The sequence below is a fragment of the Acinetobacter sp. YH01008 genome (assembly GCF_013420435.1).
GTDB lineage: Bacteria > Pseudomonadota > Gammaproteobacteria > Pseudomonadales > Moraxellaceae > Acinetobacter > Acinetobacter pseudolwoffii.
On the sequence record NZ_VOYD01000005.1, the window covers coordinates 20,347 to 43,016 of the forward strand.

16 protein-coding genes are annotated in these 22,670 nt (G+C 43.3%); 10 read left to right on the forward strand and 6 right to left on the reverse strand.

Features of this window, described 5'->3' with window-relative positions; translation table 11 throughout:
- Positions 1 to 210: 210 nt before the first annotated feature.
- A complete protein-coding gene (locus tag FTT75_RS04910) occupies positions 211 to 1,848 on the forward strand; it encodes a long-chain-fatty-acid--CoA ligase (protein WP_100535121.1) in 1,638 nt (545 codons plus the stop codon).
- Between the two features lie 150 nt (positions 1,849 to 1,998).
- Here the strand turns inward: FTT75_RS04910 and FTT75_RS04915 are convergent, their stop codons facing one another.
- Positions 1,999 to 2,310: a hypothetical protein gene (locus tag FTT75_RS04915; RefSeq protein ID WP_005096948.1), complete on the reverse strand. Its 312-nt coding sequence runs from the start codon at positions 2,308 to 2,310 to the stop codon at positions 1,999 to 2,001.
- Between the two features lie 537 nt (positions 2,311 to 2,847).
- Between FTT75_RS04915 and FTT75_RS15705 the strand changes: the two genes are divergently transcribed.
- From FTT75_RS15705 to FTT75_RS04935, 3 genes are all read left to right on the forward strand, one after another.
- Positions 2,848 to 3,870, forward strand: coding sequence for a flavin reductase family protein (locus FTT75_RS15705; protein WP_005096945.1), 1,023 nt, complete (start codon positions 2,848 to 2,850; stop codon positions 3,868 to 3,870).
- Positions 3,871 to 3,901: 31 nt separating this feature from the next.
- Positions 3,902 to 5,068: an acyl-CoA desaturase gene (locus tag FTT75_RS04930; protein ID WP_005096944.1), complete on the forward strand. Its 1,167-nt coding sequence runs from the start codon at positions 3,902 to 3,904 to the stop codon at positions 5,066 to 5,068.
- A 258-nt stretch (positions 5,069 to 5,326) separates the two neighbouring features.
- A complete protein-coding gene (locus tag FTT75_RS04935; RefSeq protein WP_005170837.1) occupies positions 5,327 to 5,677 on the forward strand; it encodes a hypothetical protein in 351 nt (116 codons plus the stop codon).
- 69 nt (positions 5,678 to 5,746) lie between these two features.
- On the opposite strand, the gene FTT75_RS04940 is transcribed toward FTT75_RS04935, so the two are convergent.
- Positions 5,747 to 6,457, reverse strand: coding sequence for an HAD family phosphatase (locus tag FTT75_RS04940; protein WP_180185980.1), 711 nt, complete (start codon positions 6,455 to 6,457; stop codon positions 5,747 to 5,749).
- A 282-nt stretch (positions 6,458 to 6,739) separates the two neighbouring features.
- On the opposite strand from FTT75_RS04940, the gene FTT75_RS04945 reads away from it, so the two are divergent.
- Complete coding sequence (locus FTT75_RS04945) at positions 6,740 to 7,633, forward strand: LysR family transcriptional regulator (protein WP_005096940.1); 894 nt, start codon at positions 6,740 to 6,742, stop codon at positions 7,631 to 7,633.
- Here the strand turns inward: FTT75_RS04945 and FTT75_RS04950 are convergent.
- Positions 7,622 to 8,623 carry a CmpA/NrtA family ABC transporter substrate-binding protein gene (locus FTT75_RS04950; protein WP_005096939.1) on the reverse strand — a complete coding sequence of 334 codons (1,002 nt, stop codon included), beginning with the start codon at positions 8,621 to 8,623 and terminating at the stop codon, positions 7,622 to 7,624. The genes FTT75_RS04945 and FTT75_RS04950 overlap by 12 nt on opposite strands.
- Positions 8,624 to 8,633: 10 nt before the next feature.
- Complete coding sequence (locus FTT75_RS04955) at positions 8,634 to 9,212, reverse strand: ANTAR domain-containing response regulator (protein ID WP_100328604.1); 579 nt, start codon at positions 9,210 to 9,212, stop codon at positions 8,634 to 8,636.
- Between the two features lie 502 nt (positions 9,213 to 9,714).
- Between FTT75_RS04955 and nirB the strand changes: the two genes are divergently transcribed.
- From nirB to FTT75_RS04980, 5 genes are all read left to right on the forward strand, one after another.
- Positions 9,715 to 12,261, forward strand: coding sequence for a nitrite reductase large subunit NirB (gene nirB / locus FTT75_RS04960; protein WP_218954436.1), 2,547 nt, complete (start codon positions 9,715 to 9,717; stop codon positions 12,259 to 12,261).
- Positions 12,262 to 12,285: 24 nt separating this feature from the next.
- Complete coding sequence (gene nirD, locus FTT75_RS04965; RefSeq protein ID WP_180185981.1) at positions 12,286 to 13,896, forward strand: nitrite reductase small subunit NirD; 1,611 nt, start codon at positions 12,286 to 12,288, stop codon at positions 13,894 to 13,896.
- Positions 13,897 to 14,200: 304 nt separating this feature from the next.
- Entirely contained in the window at positions 14,201 to 15,010 is an 810-nt protein-coding gene (locus FTT75_RS04970) for a formate/nitrite transporter family protein (protein ID WP_180185982.1), read from the forward strand.
- Between the two features lie 65 nt (positions 15,011 to 15,075).
- On the forward strand, positions 15,076 to 16,806 hold the full coding sequence (locus FTT75_RS04975) for a bifunctional protein-serine/threonine kinase/phosphatase (RefSeq protein WP_180185983.1): 1,731 nt from the start codon (positions 15,076 to 15,078) through the stop codon (positions 16,804 to 16,806).
- Between the two features lie 688 nt (positions 16,807 to 17,494).
- On the forward strand, positions 17,495 to 19,654 hold the full coding sequence (locus tag FTT75_RS04980) for a TonB-dependent receptor domain-containing protein (protein ID WP_180185984.1): 2,160 nt from the start codon (positions 17,495 to 17,497) through the stop codon (positions 19,652 to 19,654).
- An 84-nt stretch (positions 19,655 to 19,738) separates the two neighbouring features.
- Here the strand turns inward: FTT75_RS04980 and FTT75_RS04985 are convergent, their stop codons facing one another.
- Positions 19,739 to 20,347, reverse strand: coding sequence for a MarC family protein (locus tag FTT75_RS04985; RefSeq protein ID WP_100357603.1), 609 nt, complete (start codon positions 20,345 to 20,347; stop codon positions 19,739 to 19,741).
- Between the two features lie 30 nt (positions 20,348 to 20,377).
- Positions 20,378 to 22,414: a choline transporter gene (locus FTT75_RS04990; protein WP_100328615.1), complete on the reverse strand. Its 2,037-nt coding sequence runs from the start codon at positions 22,412 to 22,414 to the stop codon at positions 20,378 to 20,380.
- Between the last annotated feature and the right edge of the window lie 256 nt (positions 22,415 to 22,670).

Consider the following 22,670-nt stretch of genomic DNA (forward strand, 5'->3'; position numbering starts at 1 on the left):
TCTACCTCTCCATCAATCGTATTCTAATTTTTATACGCCTGAGTCACTTCTCTTAATTTGTCACAATTCGATACTTACAAATTCAGATTTACTTGCTAAATTCAGTCCACATGATGATAAAAACTATGTCACGGTCTTAGACCGAACCATCATGTCTAGATAACAACGATACGAATACACGGACCAATAACAAGCACAAAGGAGTGGACAATGCTCGGAAATATGATGTTTCAGCCTTTACTGATCAGCAGCATGATTGAACATGCAGGGCGCTATCATGCCGATACCGAGGTAATTTCCAAAAATACCGACACCAGCATTAAGGTGACTAACTGGGGCGAAATTCATCAAAACTCGAAACGTTTTGCCAAGGTATTGCAACAACTCGGCTTGGAACAGGGAGATCGGGTTGCCACCATTGCCTGGAATAATCATCGCCATTTAGAGTCCTGGTATGCTATTTCTGGCAGCGGTCTGGTCTGTCATACCATTAATCCGCGCCTGTTTCCGGAGCAGCTGATTTTTATTATGAATGATGCTGCAGATCGTGTGGTCATCTTTGATAAAACATTTGTACCTTTAATCAAGGCGGTAAAACCGCTGCTGACCTCAGTCGAGCATTTTATCTGTCTGGATGCTGCCGATCCGAGCGTCACTGAAGCCATTCCAGAAGTGCAATTTTATGATGATCTGATTGCCAGTCAACACACAGAATTTGAATGGCCAGTCATTGATGAAAACTCAGCCAGTTCACTGTGCTATACATCAGGAACCACGGGCAACCCTAAAGGCGTGCTATATAGCCATCGCTCTACTGTATTACATAGCTATGCCATCATTTTACCGGACTCATTAAATGTCTCGGCTGCCGATATTATGTTGCCAGTGGTGCCGATGTTCCATGTGAATGCATGGGGCACGCCATACGCGGCAGCCATGGTGGGATGCACGCTGGTACTGCCGGGGCCAGGTCTGGATGGTGCCAGTCTGGTGAATCTGATTGATACTTATAAAGTTTCAGTGGCGCTTGGCGTGCCAACCATCTGGCAGGGTTTGATTGCCGCAGCAAACCAGTCAGGTTCCAAGCTGGAAAGTCTGAAACGTAATGTAATCGGAGGATCGGCCTGTCCACCGGCAATGTTACGAACTTTCAAAGAGCAGTTTAACTGTGAAACAATTCATGCTTGGGGCATGACGGAAACAGGTCCAGTGGCTACTGCCAATCAGCTCAAAGCCAAACATTTACAGCTATCAGATGAAGAAAAACAGCAGATTCGTCTGTCTCAAGGCCGACCGCCATTTGGGGTTAGTGTACGTTTAACTGATGTAGAAAAATGTACGCATGAAATTGAACGAGATGGTGAAACTATCGGAAGTTTACAGGTGAAAGGGCACTGGGTTATTAATAAGTATTTCGGTAAGCAAGAATCTCCATTGACTGAGGATGGTTGGTTAGATACAGGGGATATTGGCACGCTGAATCAAGATGGTTTTGTAAAACTCAGTGACCGTTCCAAAGATTTAATCAAGTCTGGCGGCGAATGGATTTCATCGGTGGATCTGGAAAATATTGCTATGGGCCATCCGGAAATTGCGATGGCGGCGGTGATTGCCGCCCAGCATCCAAAGTGGGATGAACGTCCGGTATTGATTGCGATTAAAAAATCGGACAGTCAGCTGAGTGAGACAGAGCTACTCGATTATTATGCTGATAAAGTCGCTAAATGGCAGGTTCCAGACAGAGTGGTTTTTGTAGACTCAATTCCACTAAGTGGAACTGGAAAGATGCTGAAAAAAGATTTGCGGGAACTCTATGGGAATATTCTTTTAGAGCAGGCTGTCGGTTAGAGCCTCAACATGAAATTTTGATTGAGCCATATATGACATATCTTTTGTCATAAGAAAAGCCTATTCTAGAGAGGATAGGCTTTTTATAAATACTCATATCATTGATTTTTAAAGTTATATATGGAGTTTTAGGGCATTGGTTTTAGAAAATTATAAAATCTTAAATTTCTTTTTCATAAAGTAAAAAGCTAATAAAACACTTAACCAAAATAAATAATTTAAAAGAAAATAGTTAAAGAGAAATTCATCTTGATCCCAGAAAATAAATAACACACTTATATTATTAGCAGGTGATGTAAAATCTCCATCAATTAAGAATACAAAAGGAAATCCTCCTGCAAGTCTATGTACTTCCTCAATTTGATCTACCACTATACGATTAATAGGGATGTATCTTTGATAAAACAAAGATACCGAGGTTAGTGCAAAAGATAAAATGCTGATATATAATATTTTTTTCATAGACTAATTCTTTGTCTTTTAAGTTTATCAAAAACAACCAATAACACAGCCAGGAAATAGAGTCAGAAGAATGGTTGGTATATTGCTATACATTTCAACTATTCTTTAAAAAACTACCCTTTACGAATTTGTCTAAAAAGAATAAAACTAACGTAGCAATAATTAGAGAAGCTAATATATACGGTTAGCAATTTAAGGATGCTATGTTATCAATTCAAATTACTAGAGATGACAAATAATGTATCGCATGACGATCTCACAAGCAAAAAAATCACTCAGAATTGATTTCCCTATAAAAGTCAGCTTTTTATATAGAGTTAGCAGAATTAACAGATATAAAAATCCCTTTTTCTAAAAAACTACAGTTTCAGCAGATGCTTTTGCTTCATATTGTCCGACAAAAAGCTCTATTATGTTTGATAAGCACATAATTTGACCTGTATTGATATGGTCTGAATTATAAAACGCTTTATGCTGACAACATAATAAATAGACAGTTGTACATTAATATTACTGTCTGCGGATAAGGGGATAAAAATGACAAGTATGCCGACCTATCAGCCGCATTGGGTTCGTGAAGATTTCATTGATTTTATTGGTGAAAAAATCCATCCAACCTGGGCGTTTAAAAAAGTTAAAGCGGCCATTATGGGCATTCAGGCCATCAGTCCTGACTTTTTCAAGATTCACTTGCGCCCGAATCATAATTTTAAAGCCAGGTCATTTCAGGCTGGCCAGCATATTGCAGTAACAATAAGACTCGATGGTGTACGTCATCAGCGATATTATTCTGTGGTGACGGTATTAAAAAATGGTGATCTGATTATTGCGGTGAAACAGCAAGGCAAAGTGTCACGCGCCTTGAGCCAGATGCAAATCGGGGCTGTCATTGAAATTTCGCAGCCGCAAGGTGACTTTATACTGCAAAACTCTAGCCAGCCAACCTTATTTCTGGCATCCGGCAGTGGTATTACTGCAATATATTCCTTGCTGCAAAAAGCAGTGATCCAGTCCCTGGAACAGATCGACCTGATTTATTTTACTCGCGATGATGCCTTTCATGCTGAATTGAAAACCCTGGCTTTAATGCATCCAAACTTGAAATATCATCATTTTAATACACGGGAACAGCAACAGCATCTGAATCAAAGATTATTGCAAAAACTGGTGCCAGATGTTGCAGAACGAAAAATATATGCCTGTGGCTCTGCTGGGATGATGAAGGCTGCACTTAGAATTGTAGAAAAACTGGATTTGAAATCCAATTTTCATTCGGAATATTTCCAGATTGTGGTCGATGAAAAAATTAAGGCGCAGCCAGTACAGTTTTTAAGATCGCAGCAAGTGTTTCAGGCTCAGTCCAACTTGCTGGAAAGCGCTGAAAATTCAGGCCTGCGTCCTGCTCATGGTTGCCGGATGGGAATCTGTAATACCTGTTCCTGTACCAAAGTCAGTGGCTCGGTGCGTAATGTCCTGACCGGTGAGGTTGATCATGGCAATAACACCCAGATTAAACTTTGTATTTCCCAGGCGATGAGTCCAGTCGTTATTAATTTATAAGCCAGTATTAAACGAATAAAAAGGTGCTCCCATGAATATGCAAATTGATTTTAAACGACACAGTAAGTCGCAATTTCTCAGTCCTGAACAGATTGAGGAGTTTGGTGCTAAAGTCGATGCGATCCGCCGCGAGGTCATGGACGATCTGGGTGAAAAAGACGCCAATTATATTTATAAAATCCGTAATTTTGTCCGTTATAGCGAAATTGCATCCCGAGGCATGTTGATGTTTGCTGGCTGGTTGCCACCGGTTTGGCTGGCAGGGACAGGGCTGCTTGGCATCTCCAAAATTGTGGAAAATATGGAGCTGGGACATAATGTCATGCACGGTCAGTTCGACTGGATGAATGATCCGACCCTGAACGGAACCACCTATGACTGGGATACGATTTCCACAGGAGATGACTGGAAATATACCCATAACTATATTCATCATACCTATACCAATATTGTCGGGATGGATCATGATGTCGGTTATGGCCTGATTCGGGTCAGTGAATCCCAAAAATGGGAACCACGTTTCCTGTTGAATATTCCACTGGGCATGCAGTTAATGGTGTTTTTTGAATGGTATGTCGGCCTGCAACGCTTGCATCTGGAAGATGTGATTGCCTATAAAACCAAAACCTGGAAAGAAGTTTGGAAAGAAGCGGCTCCACTGCGTCAAAAAATGCGCCGTCAGGTGTTAAAAGATTATGTATTTTTTCCAGTGATTGCTGGCCCGAATGCCATTCCTGTGTTTGCCGGAAATGCCGTAGCCAATGTAATTCGTAGTCTGTGGGCGTCTGCAGTGATTTTTAATGGTCATTTTACGGAAGATGCTGAAACTTTTGAGATGGACAATACCGACAATGAAACCCGTGCTGAGTGGTATTTACGCCAGGTTCGTGGTTCGAGTAATTTTACCGGGACGGACTGGCTGCATATTTTGAGTGGTAATTTGAGCCATCAGATTGAACATCATCTATTTCCGGACATGCCAGCCAATCGCTATGCGCAGGTGGCGCCGAAAGTAAAAGCGCTGTGTGCTGAATATGGCATTCATTATAATGAAGCGAGCTTTATAAAACAGTTTTCTACTGTTTGGGTGCGTCTGGCCAAATGTTCATTGCCGAATCACTGGACTGCACAGATTATTGAAAAAACCCACTCTGCTAAATCTGCATTGAGCTACTTTAAATCCAAAATCATGCCCTAATTTTTAATGTGCGGTATTCACCCGTTTGCTACGCCTCAATAGATTTACATGGTCTATTGAGGCCTTTTTTGCTTTTTTGTCGTTTTAGTAGAAATTGAATCATCCATTTTTATGAATGAAGTATGGAGAGATATTTCAAAAAAATCACCAAAGAAAAACAGATACGGTACTGCTGAAACGCTTTGCCTACAACAACCTGCTTAAGCTCTAGAGGGTTGTCCCTATAATGGCCGCGTTGTCACAATCAAGGTCTCAGTTTTGAAATATCTTCAATTTTTTTCAGGCATCTCATTATTACTGCTTTTAACTGCTTGTAACCTCACAGAAGCACCAGCTCCAGATTATCAAGGAAACTGGAAAAATACGCTGGAAAATCCAAAACTTGAAAATGTATTGGTCATTTCGAAAAATGGTGAAAATTACTTCATTACCAACACCATAAAAGACAAAGAAACTGGTAAAACCGAAAAGAAAAATCCGATGCCGGCAGCAGTGAGCAAAAATGGCTTACTTCAGTTAAATGCAGGTGCAGGTATGGTTGATTTTGCAATCGATGAAAAAACAGGAAATCTGGTCGGTTCAGGCTCAGTCTATGAGAAAGCCAAATAACGTTTTCTTCTCAGGTCAGAGATCTGCAGAAAAAAATGTCATGAAATACAATGATTCATGGCATTTTTTTTATTGGGCTAAACTTAATAACTCAGTAAAATCTTCTGCAAAATAATTTGCTTGGACCTTGATCAAATCTATTTCATGAACAGAGTATTGATCATAAACTGCAATCACATCGATTCCTGCATTGTTGGCCGCTTCAACGCCAATTAATGAATCCTCAATAATCAGGCAATCTGCGGCTTGCACCTGAAAATGCTGAAGGGCATTGAAATAGACTTCAGGATGCGGCTTGATGTTCTGCACATTTTCACGGGTCAAGAGCAGGGCAAAGTCATCATTAAAGCTGATTTTTTTGTTAATGTTTTGATTATTGTCCTGATAACGCTGCACATTGAACAAACTGGTGGTTGTGGTCAGGGCGATCTGAATCCCTTGTTGTTTCAGGGCTTGAATGAACCGTTCAGCATGTGGTTTTAGCTCGACCACATGATCGAGAAAATGCCGTGAAATTGCATAACGGCGGTTTTTTACTTCTTCTTTATTCGGCGCAAATCCATAAAGCGCTTTTAAATAAGCACAATATTCCAGATAGGGATCCGGCCGATGTTTAAATTTTTTGAGCTGAAGATCGCGCTGTTGCTGGATCTGCCTTAAGTCGACTTCAATATTTGCCAACTCCTGAATCAGCGCAGCATCGACCTGATTCCAGACTCCCACAGAATCAATCAAGGTGCCATCCAAATCAAAACACACCAACTTTTTGCCTTGGAACATATGATATTTCTCTTAATTTGCATCGTTAATTCTGTGGGCTTGAGTATATAGCATGAAGCTTGCGTGTTTAAGTTGACCAAGGAAAAACAGAAGTGCATATTTACAACAGAACTACTTGTAACGAGGCTCCACATCAGAGAAAAGTAATTTTTAACACCACATGGAAATTGACTGATCCTAGAAATCGTTGCAAAGTGTTATATTTGAACATTGGCAATTGATAAAATGATGTCGATGATATCTTCGTCAAAATTATTAGAAAGTTAAAGGAAATGTGTTTCTGTGTTTGAACTTGACTGTAAATTGCTCAGTATTTTTTATTATGTCTATAAATTTAAAAACGTATCTCAGGCAGCCGATCATTTAGATATGAGCCAGCCAGCGGTGAGCAATCTGCTGAATAAAATTCGCCAGCATTATGGTGATCCTTTATTTTTACGTATTGGCAATGAAATGCTGCCGACAGATTTATCTAAGCAGTTGTTTCCCTTGGTCAGTGAAGCACTCAGTAAAGTTGAAGCGATTAATAATTTCACCATCAATTTTGATCAGGTCACTTCACAGCAACGTTTTACACTGGCGATGACCGATGTATCGCATCTGGTGTTATTGCCAAAAATTTCACAGTATCTCAAGCAGCATGCATCACATATCCGCCTGAATGTGCGTCCGATTACCTCGGAAACCAGTTATCAGATGGCCAATGGCGAGATTGATCTGGCTTTGGGCTTCTTGCCAAATCTGGAGAATGGCTTTTATCAGCAGAAACTGTTTGAACAGTATTATGTGGTGATCGCAGCGAAAGACCATCCGCGACTAACGGGTGACAGCATCACGACCGAAGAGTATTTACGTGAAACCCATATCGATATTGATGCCGGGATGGGGCATTACCATATTGAAAATGAATTGCTGAATCTGGAACTCAAGCGCGACATTCTAATGCGTCTGCCCAGCTATTTAGGCGTGGGACTGGTGGTACAGGAAACCGATGCGATTGCGACCGTGCCTTATTATTTGAGTGAAGTCCTGTTATCACGTGGCAATCTCAAGATTTTTGGGGCACCGATTGCTTTCCCGACCTATTCTGTAAAGCAGTATTGGCATATGTCCTGTCATCATAAAACCAGTCATCAATGGCTACGCAATATGTTGCATGAAATCTTAAGCAAATAGCATTTCAGCATACATGCATTGTGCTGCAATCTGCTTTTTCTCTATCTCAGAGATTTCGACACCATCCCATTTTTCAATCTGCTCGATTAACCAGATAAAATCGGCAAGCTGCGGTTTCGCACTTGCACCAACAAGATTGCGGATGATGTTTTGAATTTTATGATAGTCACAGACATGACGCTGTGCAGAGCATTCAAACTGGATAATCTGATAATCAACCAGCATGTCCCAAACTTGGGACAGATCAGCACGCTGTTTTAAATCCGTTTGGGCTTTTTGGACAGCATTGACCAAAGCCTTCACCGTGCATGGATGTAATTCTGCCCATTCCTGAGTCATGGCCAGAACCTTGTCGGCAACTTTAGGAATGACATTCTGGCTTGCAGCGACAATTAAACTATAGCCTTCAAGCTTGGCCTGAATATTCCAGGGTTCTCCCACACAAAAGCCATCAAAGACCTGTTCCGAGATTCCTTTTACCATCGAAGCTGGTGGTGAGGTCATGAGCTGAATCTTGTGGGCAATATTGACATCTGTCAGGGCTAACCATTCTTTTATACAATAATGATGAATTGAGTGCTTATAGACATAGGCCAGATTCATTTTCTGCTGTTGTTGCAAGGCCTGCACCAGTTTTTGAGAACTGCTTTTTTCATCATCTTCTGCATCAATTCCCAATTCATGACACAGATCTTGACGCAGGCTGATAAAAGCCTGATTCATGCTCAGTACCAACGGGGTTTGCAAAGCCACCTGTAACTGGTCTGTACCCAGAGCAGCAGCAGGTAGCATGGCGGACAAACAATGCGCAGCGTCCAGAAAGCCATAGGCCAGACGGTCTCTTAAACTGGACCAGGAGGCCTCGCGGATTAAATTGATGGTTAATCCTTGCTCGGCAAAATAACCCTGTTTTTCGGCCCAGAGAATGGCCACACAATCAAGCAAAGGAATATAGCCAATATTGAGTTCAGTTTTTTCTAATGTGGACATATGCTTTTCCTTATTGGCCCAATAACAGCTTCTGTGCATCGAGCAGGCGTCTGGCCATTTCACCAATGGTAATCCGGTGACTCATGGCATTTTTACGTAATAAGGCAAAGGCCTGTTCTTCAGATAATGCATGCAGCTGGATCAGCAATGCTTTGGCTTTATCGATATCTTTACGGTCAATCAGCTTGTCTTGGGTTTCTTTTAAATCGTTCAGCAGCTTTTTATGCTTGCGGAACTGTTCAATTGATATTTCCAGAATGCTTTCTAATTTGCTGGGATCAATACCATCGACAATATAAGCCGTGATCCCGGCATCAATCGCACTTTTGATGGTGTCTTTATTGGAGTTTTGGGTAAACAGTACGGTAGGAAGTTCATATTGGCTGACACAGCTTTCAATAATATCCCGATGTGGATGATCCATATTTAGCAGAATCACATCTGCATGGATGCCTTTGACATGCACCATATTCAGATCATTCAGGATTAAACAGGCCACCACCTGAAAATCATGTAACAGCAGCGATTCCTGGATGAATTGGGCGCGCTCCAGATCATCATCAATAAGAGCAATTCGTAATTTAGACATGGAATATTTTCAAGTAAGGCCTAAGGAATATTCAAGTACGAATAATGCAAAAAACATGCCATGGTACTGGTGCATCAAAGAGTTATTTTGAGTTCAATTTGGTGCAGGAGTTTGATCTGAGCAGCGCATCCATCATCAAAATAAAGCATTTCCTGCAATTTTCTGGCTGATATCAGTCATTGTGTTGCTAAAAAAGTTGGCATGCTTCCTGCATTTATCAAATTGTCAAAGATGACTTTCAATACGAATAACGGCCAACGATGCCCGTTCTGATCGTAGTTGCACTTTAAAAGGGTGCAACTGAGATTTCGTTCAGCACAGGATAAATAACATGGTCAGTTGTTCAGCAATACAAACCGTACGGGCATTTCAACCTTTGATCCAGCATTTCAAACAGCTGGGCACGGTATTTACCACCCATTCAAACAGTCGACATATCAACCACTAGATCTGATATGTGGCTTTTTATCGTCTTTAAAAAAACAATAGTCGGAGCGCAGATATGAAAATTCTCATGATTGGGCATGGCATGGTGGGGCATAAATTCATCGAATCTGTACTGGAACAGGCCGGTGATGACATTGAGCTGACCATTTTGGCAGAAGAGCCACATTTGGCTTATGACCGGGTACATTTGACCGAATATTTCAGCGGCAAGTCGGTCAAGGATCTGAGTCTATGCCGTAGTGATTTCGCCGATGCCTATGGCATTGATTTACGACTGAATACCAAAGCAGTTGAAATGGATCAGCTGAATAAAACGGTAACGACTAATCACGGTGATGTGCTGAGTTTTGACAAGTTGATTCTTGCCACCGGCTCTTATGCCTTTATACCGCCAATCCCGGGCAATGAGCGTCAAAACTGTTTTGTCTATCGTACTATTGAAGATCTGGACGCGATTCGTGCCGCCAGCCTGAATGCAAAAACCGGTGTGGTGATTGGTGGCGGCTTGCTCGGACTGGAAGCAGCGAAGGCATTACGAGATCTGAATCTAGACACCCATGTCGTAGAATTTGCTCCGCGTCTGATGGCGGTGCAGATTGATGATCTGGGCGGCCGGGTACTGCGCTCTAAAATTGAAGACCTTGGTGTCAAGGTACATACTCAAAAGGCCACGTCAAGTATTGAAGATGGTGACAGCACTCAGCATGTAATGAAGTTCGGAGATGGTTCGGTGCTTGAAACCGATATCATCCTGTTCTCGGCCGGCATTCGTCCGCGTGATGAACTGGCGCGCCAAAGTGGTTTACTGATTGGTGAGCGTGGCGGCATCATCATTAATGATTATTGCCAGACCTCACATCCGGACATTTATGCCATTGGTGAATGTGCACTTTGGGACAATAAAATTTATGGTCTGGTTGCACCGGGCTATGACATGGCGCGTATCGCGGCAAAACATGTACTGGACCAAGAGAGCCATACATTCGCTGGTGCCGACATGAGCACCAAGCTCAAACTGATGGGAGTGGATGTTGCTTCTATTGGTGACGCACATGCCATGTCACCTGGTGCCTTGAGCTATTTCTATGCTGATGAAGCCGCGCAGGTTTATAAAAAAATCGTGGTGTCAGCAGACAGGACCAAGCTGCTGGGCGCGGTGCTGGTGGGCTGTGCCAAAGAGTATAGCGATCTCCTACAAATGATGCTGAATGGTCTGGCTGTGCCGGAGCAACCGGAAAGCCTGATCATGCCAGGCTTTGATCAGTCAACTTCCAAATCGGGTGGCAGTGGCATCGATTTATTGCCTGACAGTGCGACCATCTGTTCCTGTAATAACGTTTCCAAAGCTGATATCTGTTCAGCCATTGATGGCGGTGCAACTTCATTGGGTGCACTGAAAAAATGCACGCAGGCTGCAACGGCGTGCGGTGGCTGTGCGCCACTGGTGACGCAGGTTCTCAAATCCGAATTACAGCGTCAGGGTGTCACGGTGAACAATCACCTGTGCGAACATTTTGCCTATTCGCGTCAGGAACTGTATCACCTGGTACGCGTGCATGAAATCAAGACTTTCTCTGACCTGATTCAGCAACATGGTCATGGGATGGGCTGTGATATCTGCAAACCGACTGTGGCCAATATTCTGGCATCCTGCTGGAATGATTTTGTTCTGAAACCAAGTCATGCCGGTTTGCAGGACAGCAATGACTATTATCTGGGCAATATCCAGAAAGATGGTTCCTATTCGATTGTGCCACGTGTGGCAGGCGGCGAGATCACCCCGGATGGCCTGATTAGCATCGGTCAGATTGCCAAAGATTATGGCTTATATACGAAAATCACGGGTGGACAACGGATTGACATGTTTGGTGCGCAGGTACATCAATTACCGGAAATCTGGGGAAAACTGATCAATGCCGGTTTCGAGTCCGGACATGCCTACGGCAAATCCTTACGTACCGTGAAATCTTGTGTGGGCAGTACCTGGTGCCGTTTTGGCGTCGATGATTCTGTCGGCTTGGCGATTTTTCTGGAAAACCGTTACAAGGGCCTGCGTTCACCGCATAAAACCAAAATGGCCGTATCCGGCTGTACCCGTGAATGTGCCGAAGCACAAAGCAAGGATGTGGGGGTGATTGCCACGGAAAAAGGCTGGAATTTATATGTCTGCGGCAATGGCGGTATGAAGCCGCGCCATGCAGAACTGCTGGCTTCAGATCTGGATACTTCCACACTCATCAAATATATCGACCGCTTCTTTATGTTCTATATCCAGACGGCGGATCGTCTACAGCGCACCAGTGTATGGCGTGACAATATGGAAGGTGGGCTGGATTATCTGAAAGATGTCATTGTGCACGATTCGCTTGGCATTGCGGCTGAACTGGAAAGCCGTATGCAGCATGTGATTGGCACTTATCAGGATGAATGGCGCACCGCGATTGAAGATCCAGAAGTACGCAAACGCTTTAAAACCTTTATCAACGCCAAAGCAGCCGAGCAGAATGACCCGCATATTCAGTTTGCACCTGTACGTGGTCAGATCCGGTCAAAGACTGACGCTGAACGTGATCTCAACCGTATTCCAGTGGTTGAAGCCTAAACACCACAGTCAGGGAGAATGAAAATGACAATTTTAAAAGATATGAACGAACTGAACTGGTACGAAGTCTGTCATCTGGATGAGATCACCCCGAATACTGGTGTTGCAGCTTTGATTGAAGATCAACAGATTGCAATTTTTCGCGTGGGTCAGGAACAGCGGGTGTATGCGCTCAGCAATCAGGATCCGTTTAGTCTGGCCAATGTCATGGCACGTGGCATTCTGGGCGATCTGCAAGGTGAGCGTGTAGTCGCATCCCCAATTTACAAGCAGCATTTCAGTCTGGTGACCGGCCGTTGTCTGGAAGAGCAAGATCAGAAATTACTGGTATTTCCAACCCGAATTGAAAATGGCACAGTCTTTATCAGCCCAACTGCACAAAAGACCTATATTTCCAGTAATGGTCAAAACACAGAGCGTTTAAAACTGGTATTGGTCGGGAATGGGCTGGCGGGTATGCGCTGTCTGGAAGACTTGCTGGATATGGCGCCAGATCGTTATGACATTACCGTGATTGGGGAAGAGCCATGGGGCAATTACAACCGCATCATGTTGTCACCGGTATTATCTGGTGAGAAAAGTTTTGCCGAAATTATGTTGCATTCAGTCGACTGGTATACTGAAAAAGGTATCCGTTTTATTGGCGGAGATGCAGCACTCTCTATCGACCGCTCACGCAAACAGGTGCATACCGGAAAAGGCGAAATGGTTGCTTATGATCGTCTGATCCTCACCACTGGTTCCAAACCCTTTATACCGCCAATTCCAGGTGCTGAACTTGAAGGCGTGATGAGCTTCCGGGATATTCAGGATGTTAACCGCATGCTGGATTACTGCAAAACCAAGCAAAATGCCGTCGTCATTGGCGGTGGTCTGTTAGGACTGGAAGCCGCATATGGCTTGAAACAGCGAGGGATGAATGTAACTGTACTGCACCTGATGGACCGTATTATGGATCGTCAGCTGGACATGAAAGCCAGTCAAATGCTGAAAAAATCAATTGAAGACAAAGGTATCCGGATCATTACCGAAGCCAATACCGAAGAGCTGCTCGGTATTGACGGTCACGTGACTCAACTGCGCTTAAAAGACGGGACAATGCTGGATGCTGATTTGGTGGTATTCGCCGTCGGGATTCGACCAAATAAAAGTCTAGCCGAACAGTCTGGCTTGCGCTGTAATCGCGGAGTACTGGTAAATGACACCATGCAAACCTATGACCCGAGTATTTATGCAGTGGGTGAATGTATTGAGCATCGTGGTCAGACCTTTGGATTGGTTGAGCCATTATGGGGACAGGCCTTTATCTGTGCGACTCATCTGGCTGAACATGGCCGACTGACCTTTAAGGCACCGACTGTTCCGACCCAGCTTAAGGTCAGCGGATGTGACGTATTCTCGGCAGGTAATTTTGAACCGACTAATGATTTCGAAGATATCGTGCTGAATGATGAGAAGCGTCAGATTTATAAACGGATCATCATTCAACAGGACAAAGTCATCGGTGCGGTGTTGTTTGGCGATACTGAAGATGGGGCATGGTATGCCGAACTGATTGCAGATCAGACACCAATTAGTAATATCCACAGCAAGCTGCTTTTTGGTCGGGATTTTGCATTAAGGAAAGTAGGCTAATCGGATAAAGCTCTCCAGCCCTTCTTTAGCAAAGGAGGGTTGGGGAGGATTAAATTTTAGGCTTGCTCATTCAGAAATTATATTGCTGGATAAGCCTTCAATTGTAGGTTGGTGCAACAAAGCCAATTACATTTAAAAATATGGCATGCTATTTGCTTTTCTATTAGATAAATATGGCAACGGCGCCATGACACGATTGATCTGTTTGAATGAAACAAGGCAAAGATGCCTAAGGTTGAAATAGACCTTAGGCATCTTTTTATTTCATAACAGTTAAAAAGTTTTATATAAAGGGGATATAAATATGGCTTATCTTGCTCCTGCAGAATTTGCAAAAAAAGTAGTCGATGCTGGTGAAGCAAAACTGCATATGGCAACACGGGATGTTTTAATTCGTGCGTTTATGGCCGGCGCGATTCTGGCACTGGCAGCAGTATTTGCGGTGACGATTGCCGTACAAACAGGGGTGCCTCTGATCGGTGCGCTGTTATTTCCAGTCGGTTTTTGCATGTTGTATCTACTGGGTTATGACCTGCTGACCGGGGTGTTTGTCTTGACGCCTTTGGCCTGGTTAGACAAACGTCCGGGAGTAACATGGGCGCGTATTTTAAAAAACTGGGGGCTGGTTTTTTTAGGTAACTTTGCCGGATGTTTAACTGTCGCAGTGTTGATGGCCGCGGTCTATACCATGGGTTTCGCAGCTGAACCAAACGAAGTCGGCGTAAAAATTGCTCATATTGGTGAAGACCGGACTTTGGGTTATGCCGAATATGGCTTTGCTGGCTGGATGACCATCTTTATACGCGGCATGCTGTGTAACTGGATGGTGTCACTTGGTGTGATTGGCGCCATGATGTCAACAACTGTAAGTGGAAAATTCATTGCCATGTGGATGCCGATCATGCTGTTCTTTGCCATGGGATTTGAGCATTCTGTCGTGAATATGTTCCTGTTCCCATTTGCCATGATGATGGGCGGTGATTTCTCGATTACAGACTATTTCTTGTGGAATGAATTACCGGTAGTGCTGGGTAACTTGGTTGGTGGTTTAGCTTTAACTGGTCTGGCGCTGTATACCACGCATGTCCGTACAGGTGATAAAAAAGAATTTTAATTTGAGCATGATATTTATGTCTTGAAATTGAAGGGATCGATTCGATCCCTTTTCGAGTGTCTACAATGAATAAAAAATTAAAAATCAGTATCGGACAATATTCTTCCGCCGGAATCAAAGCACAAAATCAGGATTTTTATGGCATTTATATTCCTGAAGGCCATGCGCTGAGCAGCAAAGGTATTGCCTGTGCCATTGCAGACGGGATTAGCAGCAGCAATGTCAGCCATATTGCGGCAGAAACGGCGGTCAGTAGTTTTTTATCCGATTATTATTCAACTTCGGATGCATGGAGTACCCAAACTTCAGCTGCTCGGGTGATTCGTGCGACCAACTCTTGGCTGTATGCGCAAACCCAACAGAGTCAGGGACGTTTTGATAAAGATCATGGTTATGTCTGCACCTTGAGTGCACTGATTTTGAAACAAAACAGGGCACATATTTTTCATGCAGGTGATGGCCGTGTTTATCGCATTCAAGCCCAAAGCATTGAACAGCTGACCATTGATCATCGGGTTCGTTTATCTTCAACCGAGCATTATTTAAGTCGTGCTTTAGGTGTAGATCATCGGATTGAAGTCGATTATCAACAACTTGAATTATGTGAAGATGATTTGTTTCTCTTGATGACCGATGGTGTCTATGAATTTATCGATATACAGCAGATCTCGGATATGCTGCAGCAAAAACAAAATCTGGATACTATTGCCCAATCTATCGTCGAACTGGCCTTAAAGCGCGGCAGCGATGACAATCTCACCATTCAAATCATCCGAATTGATGCATTAGCTCAAGAGAAAAGCTTTCAGATTCAGGAAAATATTTTATTTCCACAGCAACTCAGTCATGGTGATTTGTTTGAAGGTTATCGCATTCATAAAATCCTGCACCAAAATCATCGCAGTAGCCTTTATTTGGCGCAGGATGCAGCCACACAAGCTCAGCTGGTCATTAAAACCTTGTCTGTCGATTTGCAGGATGACCTGAAAGCAGTGGAACAATTCCAGCTGGAAGACTGGGTATCCAAGCGTTTAAAACATGAAAACCTGATGCACTACTATCCGCATACAGGCAGTAAAAAGTTTTTATTTCAAAGTTATGAATACTTGCAAGGGGAAAGCTTAAACCGATGGCTACATCGTCAAAAAACTGCTTTAAGTTTAAAACACCTGATTCCGATTATTGAACAGGTGGCCAAAGCACTGAATGCCATGCATCGACTTGAAATGCTGCATCAGGATGTACGGCCAGAAAATGTCATGCTGCTTGAACCGATTGATGCTTTGAAAGTAAAACTGATTGATTATGGATCGACGGCAGTTAGAGGGCTGGTCGAACTGAATCCTAAACATGCAGATGTGCCTTTGGGAACGTTGGCATTTATGGCACCAGAGTATTTTATAGGGCGCTCACCCTCGGTAAAATCAGATCAGTTTTCACTGGCAGTGATGAGCTATTATTTATTGACCCGGCAATTGCCTTATGGGACAGAGCTGGCGCGCTGCAAGACCGAAAAAAAATTAAAAAAGGTACGCTATCATTCACTGTCTGAATATCGTCCGGATTTGCCCAAGGGTTTGGATGCGATTTTTAAAAAAGCACTGTCAATTCGTCCAGAGCAACGTTATGAGGCACTTTCAGCATTTATCTATAACTTGAAACAGCCTGATCTTGAATTAAAAAAATCTGTTTCACGTCCTGTGATTGAGCGTCATCCCCTGACATTCTGGAAATGCTGCACCGCGATTCTGTTTATCTTATTACTCTTGGTCTTTTCCCTATATTTTACAAAATAAAGCTCTTTAATAGGCTATTCAATTATATTTTTTGAATTGTCAGCAGCAAGTTCGGGAATGTTTGGCATATTATTCAGTCCAAATATCTGCTTATTCTATGTGCAGGTTTTAATGAAACAGTTGCTGTTTGCATCACTTTATGTTCACGCGGTTTTCACCCTTTTTCTGCTCAATGAGTGAATAATTTTTGAATATGAGTCAGGTTGAGTCTGATCCAAAATTTATCCTTTAGCCCAGATCCAAGACCCAGTGCTCAGTAATTTTCTCAAAATATATAAACGACTGTGGGCTCGATCCAAGACGATGCTATGAGCTAATTCAAATCGATATGCTACTCAATTTCAGTGAGCTTTGAATATGAAGTAACTGGTTTAGTCCACTATGAATTTAACGCAGTATTACATTATGCCAACTGGAAATACATGTGTGCAGAATTAAATAGCATATTATTTAATATCAAATACTTAATTATTAAGTTCTTGGAACTTGTGAGGATGTTGTGGCTATCTTGCAAGTTGTATAATCAAAAAATACCAAAATTACATCAAAAAATATACGCTGATCAGTCAGTTTTTTGGCAGAAAATAATGCCTTGATTCGGCATTGTTCATTTATGCTACAGCATAATTTTTAAAACCAGAATCCCTCTAGGATTAGGATCATGTATACAGGATTGTATAAACCCGATATGAGCACGAGAACAATTCCGCTGAACAAAAAACCGCTAAGCTTGATGATCCTTTCAGTTCTTTCCAGTGCTGTCTATGCTGAAACATCTCGCAGCCAGCATCCTGTGCAACAACTCAACACCATCGTGGTCAGTGCTGAACAGACAGATCCACAGCAGCAATACCAGACCGAGCTTGCGCAAACCTCAGGTGGAACCAATTTTATTTCAGCCCAGCAGCTTGAACATCAACATATTGCAAATAATGCCGATGTATTTCGTCTGCAACCCGGTATCTATGCTCAATCCCCGGGCAATGAAGGCGCCAAAGTGTCCATCCGTGGTTCGGGTATTAACCGCACTTCAGGTGCCCATGCCTCTGGTACTTTTGTGCTGATTGATGACATTCCGTTTACCGGGCCGGGCGGCACAGCTTATGAATTACTAGAGCCTTGGTGGATTGATCATGTTGGCGTCTACCGTGGTGCAAACGGTTTTAAACAGGGAGCGCTGGCTTTAGGCGGAGCGATTAACTATAAAAGCAGAACCGGTGCCGAGCAGAATGGTTCTGAGCTGAAATATGAAGCAGGCAGTCATGGTTATCAAAAATATCAGTTCAGTACCGGCCGTAAACTGGATCAGCTGGATTATTATCTGGCGCTAACAGGTAACCAGTTTGACGGAATTCAGGATCATGCCAAAGGTGATGGCAAAGGCCTGGCTTTTAATCTCGGCTACCAGATTAGCCCGGACATTGAAACCCGTTTTTATGCCCGTTACCGCGAAAGCAAACATCTGACACCGGGGCGTATTACCCAGGAACAATTAAAAAACAATCCTGAAGTAGCTGATCCTAATTTTGTAGGAATTGATGCCAAACGTATCCAGCCGGGCAGTACCTGGCTCGCCAACACCACCACCTGGAATTTACAGGATGATGCAAAATTGACTGCTAGTCTGGCATATCATCATTATCCGTTAGACTTACGTGAAAGTCGCTATCGTACCAATGTCGATTATGAAGATATTACTGCACGTATTCAGTATGAAAAGCCCTATCAATTGTTGGGTCTGGAACATCAGGGGCGTATTGCCTTACGCAGTACCACCCATCGTCCAAACAGTGGTGTAACGGAAACTTTAAGATTTAATACAGAAATTGGTAATCAAACATATCCGGCAGATACGGTCACGCGCCGTTATACCTATCGTGGTTCAGACAATGTATTGCAATTTGATCAGCAGACGGCGCTCAATGACCAGCTCTCCCTAGATCTGGGTCTTGCAGCAGTCTATGCCCATCGTGAAAGTGAAGTGACTTATCCAGTTGCCAGTCCTAAGATCAATCAGTATGAGTGGGATTTTGCCCCACGTCTCGGGATGACTTATCAGCCGAATGAGTCTGTGCAGTGGTTTGCCAATTTAAGCCGCAGCATCGAACCGGCTCATCCTTGGGCGATGGCATGGTCATCTCCCTATTATTTTGATGAAGGAATTGCCTCAGGTCGGGTACGTGCTCCGATTCAATTAAAAACCCAGACTGCAAATACATTGGAATTGGGTGGACGTGGCCAATCAGGCTTTGGCGATTGGGCGCTTAGCTATTATTATTCTAAAGTTAAAAATGAACTTTTAACGTCTGAAATGATTAAGGATTATGGAGAGGGTTCAAGCAAAAATGAAAGAATCAGTGTAGAAGCAAATGCCACACCAACCATTCATCAAGGCGTCGAACTCAGTTTGGATATACCATTGCATGAATTTAAACACGGCGAGTTACGCTTGCAACAGGCCTATACACTGAGTGATTTCCAATACAAAAATGATCCGCTGTTTGGCGAAAATCAGTTGCCGGGAATTCCAAAACATTTGTATCAGGCACAGCTCAGTTATGCCATGCATAATGGTTTCTATATTGGTTTGAATACCGAATATGCATCCAAAATGGCACATGATTATGCCAATAGCCGCTTTAGTGATGATTACCAGATCTGGGGCATTGATCTGGGTTATGCACCTGAACAGCAGTCCTGGAAAACCTGGATCAACTTCAAAAATATCACCGATGAAAAATATGCTGCTGTGGTGATTCCCGGTCTAAATGATCAAGGAAAGGATGAGGCGCGTTCTTCACCAGGCGAAGGATTCTCGACTTATGCTGGCGTATCTTTCAAGTTTTAAAAGTTAGGCTCTGATAGCAAAAAAAGAGCGGGGATTAGCCCGCTCTTTTTTTTTGGTCAATTTAATATCAGAAGTGCTTCTTGATTATCCCTGGATAATTCCATTGACGCCCGTGACGATCATGTCGATCGCAATGGTACCAATCAGCAGCGCAGCAACACGGCCAACAATATCCACATATAAATCTATATAGTTGGAGTATTTATGCTGCAAATGATCATGCAGATATTTCATGAGAATCAGTAAGCTACAGGTCAAAAACAGGGTAAGAAAAATCACCAGCATGGTTTGCCATAAACTGAGCTGAATTCCGGTAATCACCGCCGCTGAAATGGTGCCCGGGCCAATCATAAATGGCATGGCAATGGTGCCTGCCAGATGATGAGGTGCCCCACGCATCACGCCAATGGTATCGGCGCCTTCAAAGACATAGCGATAACCAATCACCAGAAAAATGATACCGCCAAAAATCTGGAAAGATTCAAAGCGTACATGCAGCACTTCCTGAAAGAATGCTTCACCGGTCTTGGCAAAAATGATAAAGACGATAAAACTGATCAGGCTGCCCTGAATCAATGCCATGTTAAATACTTTGGCCTCGGAATTACGGATAATTCCGAGCATATAAATACTCATCAAAAATGGATTGAGTAAAGAGAAGAACAGGGCAAAGGCATGTAAGCTTTCTGACATCATCAATTCCTTCTAAGACCTTGGACAGTATTAATTTTCACGGTCTGGAAACAGCGGGCGTGTACCCGGACTGATACGGTTAATATGTAGATACATCATATGACGTTCATATTTATCCAGAATGTCGTTAATGACCTGTTCCTTGCTATAACCGACCAGATCATTGCCTTGCGAACCTTCAAACAGATAGCTTTCCAGACGATAGTAATAACGTTTGGCACGTTTCCCGCGCGAACTGAAGTTTGGGGTGTCATAACGCACCGGCCAGATTTCATAAACAAAATTTTCTTCTTCATCGAGCTGAATAATCAGATCCAGATGATAGAGTTCCGGTTCATCCTCTACCGGTTTTTCCTGTACATCAACATGCACACCTTTAGTGATGAGTTCGGCTGCAACAGCCTCAATAGCCGGTTTGCACACCTCATTTAGCATGCTTCGGGTCTGGGGCAGGCTTGGATGTAACATCACCCGACTCAGCCGTTTTTTCCAGTTAAAGATGTCCACGTTTCCGACCACAGGTGCCGCATTCATACTGGTACTGGCCTGACGGAAATCTTCCAGACGCAGGGATTTATACAGGCCCGCCATGACAAAGAAAATCACAAAGCTAAAAGGCAGTCCCATAATAATGGTGGTGTTTTGCAAGGCTGTAACACCGTTGGCCATCAGCATCGCCAAAGTCAGCAAGCCAATCGCAATGGCCCAGAAAATACTCAGCCAGCGCGGTGAATCATGCTCGATATTGGTAAATTTAGTGGTGAAATTCCCCAGTACCAAAGCGCCAGAATCCGCAGAAGTGACATAGAACAACAAACCGGTAATGGTCGCGATCCCTGCGATAAAGCTAAAGCCAGGATATTGCGCCAGCAAGTCATAGAAACCATGTGCCGGATTTTCCAGGACTGTGGTCGCCAGTTGAGTATTGCCATCAAACATGACGCTATGGAGTGCACTATTACCAAAAATAGATAACCAGGTCAGGGTAAATAATAGGGGAATAATCAAGGTGCCGGCGACAAACTCACGGATGGTTCGTCCACGTGAAATACGCGCCAGAAACAGCCCGACAAAAGGAGACCAGGCAATCCACCAGGCCCAGAAGAACAAAGTCCAGCTATTCATCCATTCTTTAGGTTGCTCAAATGGAAAACTGGTTAAGGACAGCTTTGGAAACTGACTGATATAGTCACCAAAGTTCTGAATCAGGGCGGCCAGCAAGAATTCGGTATTGCCCATCATTAAAATAAACAGTAACAGGCCAATCGAGACATAAATATTAATTTCTGAAAGGACGCGGATGCCTTTATTGACACCGGATGCAACAGAAATAATGGTAATAATCACCGCGACTGCGATTAATCCGGTCTGTACCCACAGGTTTTCCGGTAAATCAAACAGCACATGCAGGCCGTAATTGAGCTGGACCACACCAATACCGCAGGTGGTCGCAATACCGAAAATCGTGCCGAGTACGGCCGCAGTATCGACCGTATGCCCAATCGGACCATGAATCTTTTTACCAAAAATCGGATAGAGTGCTGAACGGATGGTCAGTGGCAGGTTATAACGATAACTGAAATAGCCCAGGGCCACACCTATCAGTGCATACATGCTCCAGCCAGTTAAACCATAGTGGAACAGGGTCCAGACCATGGACTGGCGAGCCGCCTCGAAAGTCTGGCCTTCACCGACAGGTGGATTCATATAATGCGAGAGAGGTTCCGCCACCGAGAAGAACATCAGGTCAATCCCGATTCCGGCAGAAAACAACATGGCTGACCAGCTTAATAAACTAAATTCAGGCTTGGAGTGTTTAGGCCCTAGTTTAATTTCCCCATAACGTGAGCAGGCAATAAAAATAATAAACACCAGATATAAGGTCGCAGCCAGCAGGTAATACCAGCTAAATGTAGCACTGACCCAGTTCAGAATATTGGTGATGACCAGATTGGCCTGTTGATTGAATAAAATCGTGACGAGAGAAAAAAGCAGAATAAGTGTTGCTGAAACATAAAACACCACTTTATTCAGACTATCCTGCACTTGTTCAGTTTTCTTTTGCATAAATCTGTGACCGTAGTTTTATTGTCATGTGATTTACAGCGCAGTTCGATTTGACACAGGGTTCGACACTTAAAGAGTCAAAGCCGAATCAATTACAAACATTTGCAAATCCAAAACAAACTGCGCTGTACATCTGAGGTTGCTAGGCACTATAATTTTTATTAATTGATCGTTCAATTAAAAAAACGTTTTTTAATGTTACCTCATTCTGCTATTGCAGCATGAGTCCGATTTATAGATTCGTTATTCAGGTTAG